The organism is Gammaproteobacteria bacterium (genome assembly GCA_032250735.1).
GTDB lineage: Bacteria > Pseudomonadota > Gammaproteobacteria > SZUA-152 > SZUA-152 > SZUA-152.
This window is the reverse complement of sequence record JAVVEP010000043.1, coordinates 1-13,842: the sequence shown is the minus strand read 5'-3', so window position 1 is coordinate 13,842 and position 13,842 is coordinate 1. Positions and strand designations below refer to the sequence as shown.

The window sequence follows — 13,842 nt, the reverse complement described above, 5'->3', positions numbered from 1 at the left end:
CCGCGGCCCCGCCCTTGGCTGCGCGAGTGAGACGCTCGCTACACCGTGGCGGGCAAGGCCTGTGGACTCTGTGGACAGCCCGAACTCTGATACATCAGGCGTTGGATCGGTAACGAAGGGTACTGAACAGGCGGGTGGTTACAGTGTAACCATCCTTTTCTCTCCAAATCCCGAGGGGGATTATCCTCGTGTCACGCCTTGCTGGACCGGCGTTCGCCACCCTCAGTGGCGGTGCCGGTGATGCAGATCCGGATAATGCGGGTGGGAATGCAGCAGCGGCGCATGTTCGTGGGGATGAGTATGCGGTTCGGTGCCGTCGTATGCTGCATCGTGCACATGTTGATGATGTTCGTCGTGGTGATGGGCATGACTATGAACCAGCCGTTCGTGGCGGTGATGATGGTCATGGCGCTCCGTGATATGCAACCATACCCCGATCGCCATCATCACCGCCGCCACCCAGAACAGGCTGCCGGGACGCTCGGAAAGAACGACTAGCGCCGTGGCTGCGCCAAAGAACGGGGCGACAGAGAAGTAAGCCCCGGTCCGGGCAGTCCCGAGATGACGCAGGGCCCAGACAAACAGGCTCAAACTCACGCCATACCCCAGGAAGCCTACGCCGAGCGCCGCAAGCAGTACCGGCAGCGGGGCGGGTTCCCAGCCCGTGCTCGCGGCAAGAGTCAAGTTGATACAGCCCGCCACCAATCCCTTGATGCCGGCGACCTGGACGGGGTCGCTGCCGGAGACGCGCTGCGTGAGATTGTTGTCCACGGCCCAACCCAGGCAGGCCGCCATCACGGCCAAGCTGCCGAGGGGTAAACCAGCCGCAGACGCGCCTTCCCATGAAAGCAGAACCCCTGCCACCACAATCAGGAAAAAACCCGCGGCGATACGCCTGTCCACATTCTCATGGAACACGAACCACGCCAGCAGCGCGGTGAACACTCCCTCGAAGTTGAGCAGGAGCGCTGCGGCAGACCCTGCCATCCGTTGGAGTCCCAACATCAACAATACAGGTGCGATGACACCGCCCGCCAGAATGGCTCCAGCCATCCAGACCCAGTCGGCGCGCACAATGGAAGCCTCCCGGGGCTCAATACCGGCATTGGTTCGTCGCCTCAGCCACCGCCAGCTCAGCAGGCCAACGCCGGCGCCGAGGTAGAGCAGACCCGCCAATGCCAGCGGCGGCACCTCGACGACCAGAACCTTGGCCAGAGGCGTGCTTACCCCAAAAAGAATTGCCGAGAATAACGCCGCTATGATGCCCCGATTGATTGTCATGCTCGCCAACCCGGGACATGCGCCATGAAAAACCCACATCGGTCAGAGATGCTTATCCTTGTCTGATATGGGTTCATCATTCGACTAATACTAACGTATCAATTTCCGGTGTAATTGGCCGCGAGATATTCGCCGCCCAAGGTCAGAAAAACGTAGAGTGTTTGTTTCGCAGGGTCCTCTATCTTCTCATTTTTGAATGTGATGACCCATTCCATGTTCCCACCAAAGTCCTTCTTCTCCGCCTTCATGACGCCGGTTGCCTTCCAGCTTTTATCGAGCTTGTCACTCTCGACAAGTCTGGAAACGCTTTTTACCGCGATCTCTTCTGCACGGTTTTGACTGACAGGATCATGGGCGTGCCCGTGATCATGTCCCGCGCCGGCCATGGCTACTACCGAGAAAAGGCTTAACACCAGGCTGAAAAGAATTGTTTGAATGCGCATACTATTTTTTCTCCTATAGTGAATCGATGCTTTCGTGTGTGGTTGTAGCTGGGTGTTGAATTGGTTTTACTTGTCCCATCTCCTTCTTTGAATCTCCAAGTTGATATTCACCTTTGGTTTTCAGTGTGATAGTAACTGGCGACCGGCTGCTGTTCTTCCAGTACCAGCCATGCGTCCCGTCAAAAGAGGCGGTCAAAGAGCCGCGTGATTGGCTGTCGGTGCTCTTTTCAAAGCTTTGAAAGAAACCCGTGGTATCACCCGCCGGTTCCCCGTGGAAGTCGAAGAAAAGACGTTCGCCGTCGGTTTGCCATGAATACTCAAATGTTGCGCCTTCCGCCAGATGAAGCTTGTATTCCTTATCGCTCCTGGCCGGAATGGTCACGGTGATTGAATCTTTCCATTGAACTTGCTGGGGATCCTGGATTTTTCCAGCCTCGGCAACGATATTGTGACTTGCGACGTTCTGAGTTGGCGCCGCGCTTGCCGCTAATACCTCCGCATTACTGGTGTGCTCATAGCCGTGCATCTGCATGAGGAAAAGCAGGCCACCTGCCGCGATCAGACCATAATTCGCGACCAGACTGAAAGACCGGAAGGCATGGCTTTTCCGCCAGGTGGCAATGAGCAGCAACATCAGGGCCAAAGCGCTGACTTGCCCCAGTTCGATGCCGACATTAAATGAAATGATATTCAGTAACAGGCCGTCTTCGCTTAACGGCAGTTCCTGCAAGCGCGAGGACAAACCGAAACCGTGAATCAGGCCCAACCCGATAATCATCAACATCATGTTGGGCGGATTGATACCGAGGTATTTTCGAAAGCCGTCAATGTTGGCGAAGGCAATGTAGCAGACGCTCAGAGCGATCACGGCGTCGATGGCGAAGTAGTTGAGCTGGATAGCGTTGAACGTGGCGTAGATCAGGGTCACGCTGTGACCAAGTGTAAACGCGGTGACGTATTTGGCGATATCGCGGAAGCTGGTCAGGAAAAAGATGATCCCGAACACAAACGCCAGGTGATCGTAACCGGACAACATATGGGTTGCGCCAAGCCACATATAGCGAAGGTTGCTCCCCTCGATAATGGCCAGCTTATCGGCCTCCGACATGCCGTGTGCATACGCATATTGCGAAAGCAGCGTAAACACGAATAGCCCGGCTATCAGGGGAAAAATTTTGGATTTCGATAACATCTTGTACAATTCTCCCTCACTTATTGAGTCTGATTTATGTCTTGCCATGGAGATTTCGCCGGGTCGGGCATATGCGATCTGAGGTCATGATGAATGACACGCACGGATTTTACATTCGCCGGCATAGCGGGGATCTTGAGCTGGAACTTCGCGATACGGGATTTAACGCTCATGCGCTTATAACCAATGGCGGCCTCTTTAAATGGCGTGCCGTCAGGGGCAATAAGTTCGATATGCAAATGGCCGGGGATGGGCCCGCGACTTGGGAACCGGCGCTGCAGTTCGCCCCGCAGCACCATTGTCGCATCCGAAGTCTGCAAGTAGGCCCGGCTGATACGCACGCTATGCGAGTCAACACGCTCTATCGTCACATCCTCTTCTTTCACAAGACTCGTGTTCGCAGCACATCCAGAGAGAACGACGGTTCCTGCCAGGATAACCGGCACAGCAAAAGATTTGAGCATGGCCTTGGGCAACATAATCTCGTTCCTTCTCGTTTCATTTATTTCAGTCACAGGTGCCCTCCTTCTTCCACAGGCGTGGTCCAGTACACGCCCTGGCCGGTGACGCTGTTTTCCGCCTGGCGAAGCGCCGCCAGCACGCCACTGACATCCGCGTCATCGAGCAGGATATCCACCCGCACCCGCGGCGTGTAGCCGACCACTTTGTCCCGCGCCGAGAGAAACGGATCGCTTTCCACCTGTGTCCCGTGCCCTTCCACATGGCTGAAGGTAAAGCCGGACACCTGGTTCAGGGTCCGTAGTTGATCGGCCAATTCCTGCTGGGTATTGGCGTGAACGATCAGGGTGAGAATCTTCATACTTGTTCCTCCGTTGTAGGTTGAGCCAGGCGTTGCTCGGCCCGTCCTTCTAGCCAGGCATACAGGGTGGGCAGCAGCACCAGCGTGAGCAGCGTTGACGTGAACAGCCCGCCGATCACCACCACCGCCAGCGGGCGCTGCAGTTCGGAGCCCGGACCGGTCGCCGCCAACAAAGGCACCAGACCCAGGCTGGCGATCAACGCGGTCATGAGCACCGGGCGGAGCCGGCGTTCGGCGCCTTCCTGCACCGCCTGGATCACTGTTCGGCCGGCTTCACGCAATTGGTTGAAGTAGGTCACCATCACCACGCCGTTGAGCACCGCCACACCAAACAGGGTGATGAACCCCACCGATGCCGGTACCGACAGATAGAGGCCGGACAGGTACAGACTGACCACGCCGCCGATCATGGCGAAGGGTATGTTGAGTATGATCAGGCCGGCCTGGCGCAGGGAACGAAAGGTGGTGAACAGCATGACGAAGATCAGCGCGATGGCGATCGGTACCACCAGTGCCAGGCGGGCGGCGGCGCGCTGCTGGTTCTCGAACTGGCCGCCGTAGGTGACGTAATAACCCGGCGGCAGTTGCAGTTCACGTTCCAGTGCAGCGCGTACTTCGTCGACGAAACCCACCACATCGCGGCCTTCGACGTTGGCCTGCACCACCACTTGGCGCTTGGCCGACTCGCGGGTGATCGCCACCGGACCATCCACCTCGCGCAGCGCGGCCAGGCTACTCAAGGGAATCTTGTCTCCCGAAGGCGTTTCCACCCGTAGCGCCCCAATGTCAGCCGGAGACGTTCGAGCCTTTTCCGGATAGCGCAACAAGACGCCGATGCGTTGATTGCCCTCGATCACCTCGGTGGCCACGCGGCCGCCAACAGCGATCTCCACCAATCGATTGATGTCCTCGATGTTGATGCCGAAGCGGGCGATGGCCTGGGGATCGATCTCGATCTGCAGATAGGTCTGACCGGACAGCGGGGCGCGAAAGACATCCATGGCCCCGGGTACGGCATTGACCAGTGTTTCAATCTGCCTGGACTTCTCCTCCAGCACACCGAGATCGTCACCGTAGAGCTTGATCGCCATCGCGGCCCGCACGCCGGTCAGCATTTCGGAGACCCGCATGTCAATGGGCTGGGTAAAGGCATAGTCGATGCCGACAAAACCATCGAGCTTCTCGCGCAGTCGCTCCTGAAATTCCTCCAGGCTCACCGTCCACTGGTCGCGGGGTTTGGTGATGAGGAAGTTGTCGGTTTGATATAGACCCATGGGATCCATGCGCAGCTCATCGGCACCGGTGCGCGACACTACACCGATGACCTCGGGCAATTCCATCATGGCCTTTTGATAGGGCTCATCGAGTGCCAAGGAACGTTCCAGCGAGATGCTGGGCAGCTTTTCGATGATGATTACGGTAGTGCCTTCGTCCATCACCGGCATGAACTCCTTGCCTATCAGTGGAAACAGCGAGACAGCGCCCAGCAGCAACGCCAAGGCCCCACCCACAGCCGCCTTGCGGTGATGCAGCGCCCAGCGCATGACCGGCAGATAGCCCTGCTTCAGCACCCTCAGCACCCGGCTATCCTGCTCGGCGCCGCCACGCATCAACAGACTGGCGAACACCGGGATGACCGTCAGCGATAATATCAACGAGCCAATGAGGGCGAAGGCAATGGTCACCGCCAGCGGCGTGAACATCTTGCCCTCCAGCCCGGACAGGCTGAACAAGGGCAGGAACACCACGATGATGATCAGCACCGCGGAAATCACCGGCGTGGCCACCTCCAGCGCCGCGCGGTAGATCAGGTGCAGGCGACCGACCCCCTTGGGGGCGTGGCAGAGCTGGGTATGGATGTTCTCGACCACCACCACGGCGGCATCCACCAGAATGCCGATGGCGATCGCCAACCCCCCAAGCGACATAAGGTTGGCGCTCACGCCGAACAGGCGCATCATCACAAAGGTGAACAGCACCGAGAGCGGCAATATCAGCGCCACGGTCAGGGCGGCACGCAGGTTGCCGAGCATGACGATCAAGACCAGCAACACCAGGATCACAGCCTCGCCCAGTGCCTTTTCCACCGTCCACACCGCCTGGGTCACCAGCTCGGTGCGGTCATAGAAAGGCACGATACGCACGCCTTCGGGCAGGGCCACCTTGATCGCTTCGAACTCGCGTTTGACACCGTCGACAGTGGTGCGGCTGTTGGCGCCCTTGCGCAACAGGGCCAGGCCGGTCACCACCTCGCCTTCGCCGTCGGCGGTGACCGCGCCATAGCGGGTCAGAGAGTTGATGCGGACCTCGGCCAGGTCGCCGACGTGCAGCGGAACACCGTTACGGGTGGCGACAGTGACACTGCGGATATCCTCCATATCCCGTAGTTGTCCCACCGTGCGCACCAACAGCACCTCGTCATTACGGTTGATGCGATCGCCACCGGCATTGCGGTTGTTGGTTTCCAGTGCGTTTGTCAGGTCGTCGATCGACAGGCCGTGCGCCAACAGCGCCGTAGGATTGGCCACGACCTCGAACACCTTGACCTCACCACCGAGGGAGTTGACTTCCGCCACGCCCTCGACGGTGCGCAGGCGCGGGCGGATCACCCAGTCCTGGATGCGGCGCAGTTCCCGGTTGCTGTAGCCTTCACCCTCGACCCGGTACATGTAGCCCTCGCCCAGCGGTGTGGTGATGGGGCCCAGCCCGCCCTCCACACCGGCGGGCAGCTCGCCCCACACCTGGTTGAGGCGCTCACTCACCTGCTGGCGCGCCCAGTAGATGTCCGTGCCGTCCTCGAAGTCGATGATGATCGAACTCAGCGCGTACTTGGTGGTGGAGCGCAGCACGGTCTGGCGCGGCAGGCCCTGCATCTCCGCCTCGATGAGAAAGGTGATGCGGCTTTCCACCTCGGTGGGCGACAGGCCCGGCGCCTTGACGATCACCTGCACCTGGGGCGCGGCGATATCGGGGAAGGCGTCGATGGGCAGGGTGCGGAACGCCCAGATTCCACCGGCGGTCAATGCAGCGGCCAGCAGCAGTATCATCAGCCGCTGGATCAGGGAAAAACGAATCAGTGCAGCAATCATGATTTACTCGCCTCCCTGGTACTGCCAGTGGGATTTCAGCTCGGCCACGCCGCCGCTGACGATCTCGGCATCGACCGCGATGCCGCGGTGCACTGCAATCCAACCGTCCGACTCCGCGCCGATCTCGATCTCTACCGGTGCATAACGCCCAGGAGCCAGAACCTTGAACAGGTAGGCCTGTTCACCAACCCGGAACACCGCGCTGGCGGGCACCATCAAGCCCTGGGTAGCGACCCCGGTCAGGGTCACGGCGGCGTACATGCCGGGCCGCAACACACCGTCGGGGTTGTCGACTACGATCCGGCCGTCCAAGGTCTGGCTTTGACGGTCCACTTCACCCGCCAGGGACTGCAAGCGGCCGCGGTATCCGCGCCCGGGACTGGCCTCCACCTGGATCGTAACCTCAGCGCCCAGCTTGATCTGAGGCAAGCTGGCCACCGGGATCCGCACCTCGGCCCACAGGCTGGAAAGATCATCCACATGAAAGGCGACCTGCCCGGCGGCGAGCAGTTGACCCGATTCGATCTCGACACCGGTGACCATGCCATCGATGGGGCTGGTCAACTCGAATTCCGCCAGGCGGTCGGGCTTTTTCGCCAGCGCCTCTATCTGCCGATCCGACAACCCGGCGAGCGATAACAAGCGGCGCCGCGCATCCAGGGTGGCGCGTGCGCTCTTGAATTCACTGTCCACCGTGAGCCAGCGGCTTTCGGCGACGATGCCGTCCTTCCATAATCCTTCAATACGGGTGCGATCGGCGCGCGCCAGTTCGAAGCGGGCCAAGGCCTCCAGATAACCAGCCTGTGCCTGGCCCAGGCTGTTACTGCGCAGGCGGGCCAGTACCTGCCCCTTGCGCACCGTCTCGTTCTCCACCGCCAGCAGTTCGGTCACCATGCCTTCCACGACCGGCGTGACACGATGGCTCTTGCGCCGGTCGGTGGTGAGGGTCGCGGTCAGATTCAGGCGCGGCTTCAGTTCGCGCGTGGCCACGGCGGCAGTGGTGAGCCGCGCGCTGGCCAATTGTTCCTGGGTCAGTTCGAGTTCAGCGGCCGACGCCAGCGCCGGGATCAGTATGAAAAACAGAGTGGCTAATGGCTTATTCATCGTGAGTATCCTGTTCGGTTGAGACAAGGGCGCGACCAGCGGCCAGGCGCAGTTCCGCGGCCTCCAGCCACGCCTCTTGCAGTAATTCCAGATAGCGTTCGCGGGCGTCGAAATAGGTATTATTGGCATCGATCAACGAGAGGATCTCTACCTCGCCGCTGGCATACGCCTTGCGCGTCAGATCGAATACGCGTTGCGCGGGTTGAAACACCCGCGTGCGGTAGTGCTCGCCCTGTTGTACGAGATGATTCAAATGCAGATAGCTCTGCTGCAGACGACTACTCAAATCCCGTTCCAGTGCCTGCAGTTCCGATTGAACTTCAATCACTTGTGCCCGGGCTTCGCCGATGCGTCCGCTGTTTCGATCCCACAACGGCACGGTGATACCGATGCCAATGCCGGTGACCTCCTGGCGGCGACCGTTGAGGAAGTCTCTTTCACGAAACAGGCGCAGGCTGGGATCGGGCAGGCGCTCGGCGCGCGCCAGGTTCACGCCCGAGCGCGCGGCCTCAACGCGGTATCTCGCAGCTAGCAACGCCGGATGGCCTGGCAAATCCGCCTGCAACTGATCCAACGCGGGGACGGGGCCGAACGGTTCAAGGGCCGCCAATCTCGGCGTCGTCTCGTCGGCCAGGCCCAAGTAGGCCCTGAACCGGCTAAGTGCTTCGTTGTAAGCACCTTCCGCCTTGTCCAAGCCTTGCTGCGCCGCCTCCCGGATCAAATCCAGACGCAGACTCTCCAAGTCGGAGAGTTCTCCGGCCTGAGCACGTCGGCGCCCCGTGCGCTGCAGGTCACCAGCAAGTTGCAGGCGCTGTTCCGCCAGGCGCAAGCGCTCCGCTGCCAGCTGCAAGGTGTGGTAGCGCTGCGCTACCCCTGTTTCCAGGCGCACCTGTTGATAGCGGCGTTCGGCGCGGGCGGCATCCAGCGCCGCCCCGGCGACGGCCTGCCGATGTCCGAGACGACCGCTCAGCGGCAGCGGCTGGTTGATCGCAAACTGGGTAAAATCGGTGCCCCCGGTGCCTTCATCCTTTCCAATCTTGTCGTCGGCACGCAGTTCGATCTGTGGATTCGGCCATACGCCTGCCTGTTCCAGCGCGCCTTGGCGTGCACTCACAGCCGCCTGTGCACCGCGTGTTTCCGGCGCAATCTCGACCACACGCCGGATGCTGTCTTCCAGCGTCCATGTGCTCTGCGATTGTCCCAGTGCCGACATCGGCGCGATGCACGACAGCAGGAACCACAGCGCCGCTACTCGCCTGTTTTTTCGGCGCCTTAAGTAAAAAACATTGAACATCACCCACTCCATAAGCGCGGCATCGTTGATACGACACACGCGGAAAAGTATTTAAAGACAAAAAGCCGTGCAGCATCGCTCAGCAAAGACCAGTACTTGGTCTCCACAGGCAACTGCTATTGAAAAGTCAGGCTTAGAGCGGGGGTGCGCGCAGGGGTGGCCGTAGAGTAAAAGGCCAGGAAAGGAAGGGTGTATGGCGATAGGGACGCCACGATATCTGAGAACGAAGGCGTCTCGGCAGAAGCAGAATCACTGCCGTAAAAAAGGCTATGACCAGCGATCCAAGGGTCAGTTTTTTCAAGAACCCCTGTTGAGTCAGATCGATTTGCCCCACTTCATCAGGATGTTCTTGTTCCAAGGAACCGTGGTCGATGTGGGCTTGCTGTTGATGTGTATGGTCAGACGTCAGCGGATCGTGGTTATAGGTATGCACGTGCAATCGCACACCCTGGATGAACACCAGGGCGATAGCCAGGTAGGCTACCCAGACGATTTTCTGGAACGTGGTCAATTGCGATCGATACATAGCGCTGGGAGTCTATCTACCTTTCCGACCTAAGGCAACCACTCGATTTCGCCTCCGAGGCCTTTGATTTTTTATGTATTCCCTTATGTGTCGGCATCTCGGTAAAAACATAATAGGGTGTCACTTTCACCCAAGTGGCCTGCGGTAAGGTGCCGGCGGATTCAATCCTCGTCGGGCTGTATGGTGATTACGGCTCACCCTGATCACCCCGACCGGCGATCTGCTTCAACATCTTCAACATCGTCAACTCCGCCTCCATCGACCGCCTGTCACGGGGTACCCGATAGAGTTGGAACAGCAGCCGGTCACCGGAACTGTAACAACCCCCTGTCGCGCATCCTGTGTAGCTCACCCTGTTTTTTTATCGTACGTGATATATTGCCAAGAATGGCAGGCGGCGCATCTCTATTTCTCACGTACGGTATATTTTTATTGCCGTAAGCCGATCAAGGTACTATTTTTTACCGTACGGTAATTTTTCTAGAGGCGTGGCCATGACAGAGGAAGACATCACTTATGGAACGGTCCAGACCGCCGAGGAACTCGGCCGCCTGGCGCGCGCCTATCGCAAACAGCGGCGCCTGACATGCCGCTTGGAACTTGTGATTCGCACAGGCTTTCAGAACAGAACGGCCTGACCACAGGGGTCCACAGGCGCCGCTGACCGCGGCCCCGCCCTTGGCTGCGCGAGTGAGAGGCTCGCTACGCCGTGGCGGGCAAGGCCTGTGGACTCTGTGGACAGCCTGAACTCTGATACATCCGGCGGTGGATCGGCAACGAAGGGGACTGCACAGGGGGTGGTTACAGTGTAACCACCCCCTGTCGCGCATCCTGTGTAGCTCATTCTTTTTTTACCGTACGTGATATATCGCAGCCATTGGAAGGCGAAGCACCTACATTTCTCACGTACGGTATATTTTTCTTGCGGTCAGCCGATCAAGCTGCTATTTTTTACCGTACGGTATCTTTTATGAGGGCGCAGCTATGCCGCAGGATGACATCGCTTACGGAACGGTCCAGACCGCCGAGGAACTCGGCCGCCTGGCACGCGCCCATCGCAAACAGCGGCGCCTGACGCTGGAGACGGTCTCCGGGCTCGGCAACTTGAGCACGCGCTTTCTGTCGGAGTTCGAGCGGGGCAAGGAGACGGCCGAGATCGGCAAGATCCTGAAGGCGCTGCGTACCCTGGGGTTAGAGGTCATCATCCAGCCGCGCGGGCGATCGGTGCAGGCTGGCCATCCCAGCAAAACCGGCAAGGAGGCCACGTGAGCGATCCCGATACCCTCAATCTCTGGCACGAGCAGCGCCGGGTTGGTCAGCTTTGGCGCAATCCGGCCGGGGCTATCGGGTTTCGCTACGATCCCGACTGGATCGCGGGCGGCGGTTTCGCCGTCTCCCGTTCCCTGCCACTGGCGGTCCGGGAATTCGCCCCGGAAGAAGGCACCGCCCAGCGCTGGTTCGCCAACCTGCTGCCCGAAGGGGCCGTGCGCGAGCACATCGTCCGCGACCTCAAACTACCGAATACCGATTTCGACCTGCTCCGTGCCATCGGTGGCGAGTGCGCCGGCGCACTGTCGATTCTATCCCTGGAACAGCAGCCGTCGGGGCAGCGGCAGTACAGCCTGCTGACAGAAAAGGACTTGGCCGACCTGGCGGCGCGGCGCGGGCAGATCTATGCGGCCTGGCCGGCGGACGTGCGCCCGCGGCTATCGCTCGCCGGCGCCCAGGACAAGTGCCCGGTGCTGGTGCGCGACGATCAGTATTTTCTGCCGCAGGGCGAGGCGCCGTCCAGCCACATCCTCAAGTTCGAGCTGACCGACTACCGTCATCTACCCGCCTACGAGACCTTCACCACACAACTGGCCGCGGCCATAGGCTTGCCGGTCGTGGACATCGCCTTGCACGCTGTCGGGCAGATCCGCTATGCGCAGATCGTCCGCTATGACCGCGTATGGGATGACCACGGCCAAGTACAGCGGCTGCATCAAGAGGATTTTTGTCAGGCCCTGGGTTACGGGCACGAGAAGAAATACCAGGAACACGGCGGGCCGTCCTTCGCGCAGTGCTACCGTCTGGTGCAGGAGGCCTCCAGCGATCCGGCCATCGACGTGCAACACCTGCTGCGCTGGCAGATTTTCAACGTGCTGGCGGGCAACTCGGACGGCCACGCCAAGAATCTCTCCCTGTTGCATCTGCCCGATGATGCGACGCGCCTGGCACCGTTTTCTATGACCTAGTGTGCACGCGTGCCATCAAACGCATCGATTACCATCTCGCCTTCGACGTCGGCGGCGAACGCAATCCCAGTGTGATCACGCCAAATCACTGGGAGGCGCTTGCCAAGGCGTGCGACGTGCGACCGCAATTCCTAAGTAACCTGGTACGTGAAACTGCGGCCGCTCTGCAGGTAAGGCTCCGGTCGGTACGGGAAGCCTTCGAGGCACACTACGGCGCCTATCCGGCGCTGCAACGCATCGAAAAGGTGGTCACCACACAGTGCCGGCGTAGCGAGAAACGGTAGCGGGATCACGGCGATCAGGGGACGCGACAAACGCTCGTTTACGTAGCAGGAAATTTGGAGATGGACGTCACGCGAAGTGACGCCCTACCCCAGACAGGATACGCCCCGCGCGAGGCGGGGCGTTGTCGTTGATTACGACTCGGCTTCCTGGAACACCTCATCGAGATCTATGGCGGCAGCCTCCACACAATGCTCGACAACCAGCGCTTTGACCTTGCTGCCATCCGATTGCGTAATATGACGTAGGTCCTCGGGCTCAAAGCCTTCGGTGTCATAGTCGACCACGGCCACGGCGGGTGCGATATCGGGCCAATCAGCTACGACCGCCTGCACCAATCCGCCCTCGATGACGACGACCAGGCGTTCACACGCCTTCCGAGGACTGCGGCAAGCCTTGCCCCCTGCTGCTCCGGATGCTTCAAGCGCGACCTGATAGGCCTGATCCAGCTCATCCCAGTCGACACTGCCGCCGCGCTCTTCGCCGTGGCGGTAAGCTTCCACGAGCAACTGTGCGGCCTGAAAAGCCGCATCCCGGCGGCGAATCGCTTTGACGCTGGCATCGGGATCCGGCCAGTCCCCGGTCACTTCACTCTCTACGGTAAACTCCAGCGGAATACCGGCGTCACCCTTTTCCTCGAAGTCATCGTAGAGCAGCGGGACTTCTGCCGAGTCCTGCCAGATATCGCCCTGATCGAACAGCTCACCGGCCTTGGCGATGGCGGCATCACGGCTTTCGGCATCGATGCCGACCATGACCCGGTGTTCGTAGGGCAACGCGTATTGAATGATATATCTCATCATGGTTCTCCTCTTGGTTCTTCAATTGGAGAGACCATCACCCACCAGGGAGAAGGCCTCCCCGATGGGTGTGGTTGTGATCAAGTCATGGACTTGATGAAGTGAAACGAGGGTACTGAAACGCTTTTCAGTCCTCGTTGGGCAACAGGATGGTGATCACGGGCTCGCCCTGATCACCCGGCCCGACGATCAGCTTCAGCGTGGTCAATTCCGCTTCCATCGAATACCCATCGCGGCGCACCCGGTAGAGTTGGAATAGCAGCCGGTCACCGGAACCTGAGGCGGTTCGGGTGGCATGGGACGCCATGAAGAGCACGTCCCATAACCGGCCGGACTGATCCTGAGGTACCTGCCCTTCACTGTCGCCTTCCGACCAGGCCACACAATCGGCCCAGACATCGGACGTCAGGGCTACCGGCCATTTAAAACCGGCTTCCTTTGCCATGTCACCCGCATCGATCAAAACCCCATCCTCAATGGCCTGGGCGCGGGTATACGTGGATATGACATTGCCGAAAAACGAATCGGCTGTTTGTTCATTTGAAGAGTTGGACATAGTGTTTCTCCTTTGTGGAAGTAACACCGGGTCGCACTCCTTCCCTGCCGGGAAAGAGAATGCTTTCCCGGCAGGGTTTGTGAAAAGAAATGGATGTCAGAGCAAACCACGTTCAGCGAATGACACGCTTTCACCGCCAGACACCACGAAGTGGTCGAGTACGCGCACGTCAACCAGTGCGAGTGCCTCTTTCAGCCGGCGGGTGATCATCTCGTCCG

The 13,842-nt window shown here is 59.6% G+C and carries 15 protein-coding genes; 4 read left to right on the top strand and 11 right to left on the bottom strand.

Annotation, left to right across the window (positions count from 1 at the left end):
* Positions 1-222: 222 nt before the first annotated feature.
* The 8 genes from RRB22_15065 to RRB22_15030 form a co-directional block, all read right to left on the bottom strand.
* Entirely contained in the window at positions 223-1,281 is a 1,059-nt protein-coding gene (locus tag RRB22_15065; protein ID MDT8385727.1) for a DMT family transporter, read from the bottom strand.
* Between the two features lie 98 nt (positions 1,282-1,379).
* Entirely contained in the window at positions 1,380-1,724 is a 345-nt protein-coding gene (locus RRB22_15060; GenBank protein MDT8385726.1) for a DUF6488 family protein, read from the bottom strand.
* 13 nt (positions 1,725-1,737) lie between these two features.
* A complete protein-coding gene (locus RRB22_15055) occupies positions 1,738-2,916 on the bottom strand; it encodes a HupE/UreJ family protein (protein MDT8385725.1) in 1,179 nt (392 codons plus the stop codon).
* A 20-nt stretch (positions 2,917-2,936) separates the two neighbouring features.
* Entirely contained in the window at positions 2,937-3,395 is a 459-nt protein-coding gene (locus RRB22_15050; GenBank protein ID MDT8385724.1) for a hypothetical protein, read from the bottom strand.
* A 32-nt stretch (positions 3,396-3,427) separates the two neighbouring features.
* A complete protein-coding gene (locus RRB22_15045) occupies positions 3,428-3,736 on the bottom strand; it encodes a DUF3240 family protein (protein ID MDT8385723.1) in 309 nt (102 codons plus the stop codon).
* Entirely contained in the window at positions 3,733-6,825 is a 3,093-nt protein-coding gene (locus tag RRB22_15040) for a CusA/CzcA family heavy metal efflux RND transporter (protein ID MDT8385722.1), read from the bottom strand. The genes RRB22_15045 and RRB22_15040 overlap by 4 nt, the downstream gene beginning before the upstream one ends.
* Positions 6,826-6,828: 3 nt before the next feature.
* The gene (locus RRB22_15035; GenBank protein ID MDT8385721.1) at positions 6,829-7,929 is read right to left on the bottom strand and encodes an efflux RND transporter periplasmic adaptor subunit; all 1,101 of its coding nucleotides are present in this window, start codon (positions 7,927-7,929) and stop codon (positions 6,829-6,831) included.
* A complete protein-coding gene (locus RRB22_15030; protein MDT8385720.1) occupies positions 7,922-9,223 on the bottom strand; it encodes a TolC family protein in 1,302 nt (433 codons plus the stop codon). Before RRB22_15030 ends, RRB22_15035 begins: the two co-directional genes overlap by 8 nt.
* Positions 9,224-10,243: 1,020 nt before the next feature.
* On the opposite strand from RRB22_15030, the gene RRB22_15025 reads away from it, so the two are divergent.
* The 4 genes from RRB22_15025 to RRB22_15010 all read left to right on the top strand — a co-directional run bounded on the left by RRB22_15025 (position 10,244) and on the right by RRB22_15010 (position 12,270).
* Complete coding sequence (locus tag RRB22_15025) at positions 10,244-10,387, top strand: hypothetical protein (protein ID MDT8385719.1); 144 nt, start codon at positions 10,244-10,246, stop codon at positions 10,385-10,387.
* A gap of 346 nt (positions 10,388-10,733) precedes the next feature.
* Positions 10,734-11,018 carry a helix-turn-helix transcriptional regulator gene (locus RRB22_15020; protein ID MDT8385718.1) on the top strand — a complete coding sequence of 95 codons (285 nt, stop codon included), beginning with the start codon at positions 10,734-10,736 and terminating at the stop codon, positions 11,016-11,018.
* On the top strand, positions 11,015-11,986 hold the full coding sequence (locus tag RRB22_15015; protein ID MDT8385717.1) for a type II toxin-antitoxin system HipA family toxin: 972 nt from the start codon (positions 11,015-11,017) through the stop codon (positions 11,984-11,986). The genes RRB22_15020 and RRB22_15015 overlap by 4 nt, the downstream gene beginning before the upstream one ends.
* Positions 11,986-12,270: a hypothetical protein gene (locus RRB22_15010; GenBank protein ID MDT8385716.1), complete on the top strand. Its 285-nt coding sequence runs from the start codon at positions 11,986-11,988 to the stop codon at positions 12,268-12,270. The genes RRB22_15015 and RRB22_15010 overlap by 1 nt, the downstream gene beginning before the upstream one ends.
* A 132-nt stretch (positions 12,271-12,402) precedes the next feature.
* Here the strand turns inward: RRB22_15010 and RRB22_15005 are convergent, their stop codons facing one another.
* The 3 genes from RRB22_15005 to RRB22_14995 form a co-directional block, all read right to left on the bottom strand.
* A complete protein-coding gene (locus RRB22_15005) occupies positions 12,403-13,071 on the bottom strand; it encodes a hypothetical protein (protein ID MDT8385715.1) in 669 nt (222 codons plus the stop codon).
* A gap of 124 nt (positions 13,072-13,195) precedes the next feature.
* The gene (locus RRB22_15000) at positions 13,196-13,624 is read right to left on the bottom strand and encodes a DUF6573 family protein (GenBank protein ID MDT8385714.1); all 429 of its coding nucleotides are present in this window, start codon (positions 13,622-13,624) and stop codon (positions 13,196-13,198) included.
* A gap of 96 nt (positions 13,625-13,720) precedes the next feature.
* On the bottom strand, positions 13,721-13,842 hold a 122-nt coding region (locus RRB22_14995; GenBank protein MDT8385713.1), incomplete at its 5' end, for a JAB domain-containing protein.

What these genes read in the sequence shown, in the direction of transcription:
- RRB22_15050 (MDT8385724.1), bottom strand. Translation starts at nt 3,395, where the DNA reads ATGTTGCCCAAGGCCATGCTCAAATCTTTTGCTGTGCCGGTTATCCTG.
- RRB22_15000 (MDT8385714.1), bottom strand. Translation starts at nt 13,624, where the DNA reads ATGTCCAACTCTTCAAATGAACAAACAGCCGATTCGTTTTTCGGCAAT.
- RRB22_15045 (MDT8385723.1), bottom strand. Translation starts at nt 3,736, where the DNA reads ATGAAGATTCTCACCCTGATCGTTCACGCCAATACCCAGCAGGAATTG.
- RRB22_15040 (MDT8385722.1), bottom strand. Translation starts at nt 6,825, where the DNA reads ATGATTGCTGCACTGATTCGTTTTTCCCTGATCCAGCGGCTGATGATA.
- RRB22_15030 (MDT8385720.1), bottom strand. Translation starts at nt 9,223, where the DNA reads ATGTTCAATGTTTTTTACTTAAGGCGCCGAAAAAACAGGCGAGTAGCG.
- RRB22_15025 (MDT8385719.1), top strand. Translation starts at nt 10,244, where the DNA reads ATGACAGAGGAAGACATCACTTATGGAACGGTCCAGACCGCCGAGGAA.
- RRB22_15020 (MDT8385718.1), top strand. Translation starts at nt 10,734, where the DNA reads ATGCCGCAGGATGACATCGCTTACGGAACGGTCCAGACCGCCGAGGAA.
- RRB22_15005 (MDT8385715.1), bottom strand. Translation starts at nt 13,071, where the DNA reads ATGATGAGATATATCATTCAATACGCGTTGCCCTACGAACACCGGGTC.
- RRB22_15065 (MDT8385727.1), bottom strand. Translation starts at nt 1,281, where the DNA reads ATGACAATCAATCGGGGCATCATAGCGGCGTTATTCTCGGCAATTCTT.
- RRB22_15060 (MDT8385726.1), bottom strand. Translation starts at nt 1,724, where the DNA reads ATGCGCATTCAAACAATTCTTTTCAGCCTGGTGTTAAGCCTTTTCTCG.
- RRB22_15055 (MDT8385725.1), bottom strand. Translation starts at nt 2,916, where the DNA reads ATGTTATCGAAATCCAAAATTTTTCCCCTGATAGCCGGGCTATTCGTG.
- RRB22_15035 (MDT8385721.1), bottom strand. Translation starts at nt 7,929, where the DNA reads ATGAATAAGCCATTAGCCACTCTGTTTTTCATACTGATCCCGGCGCTG.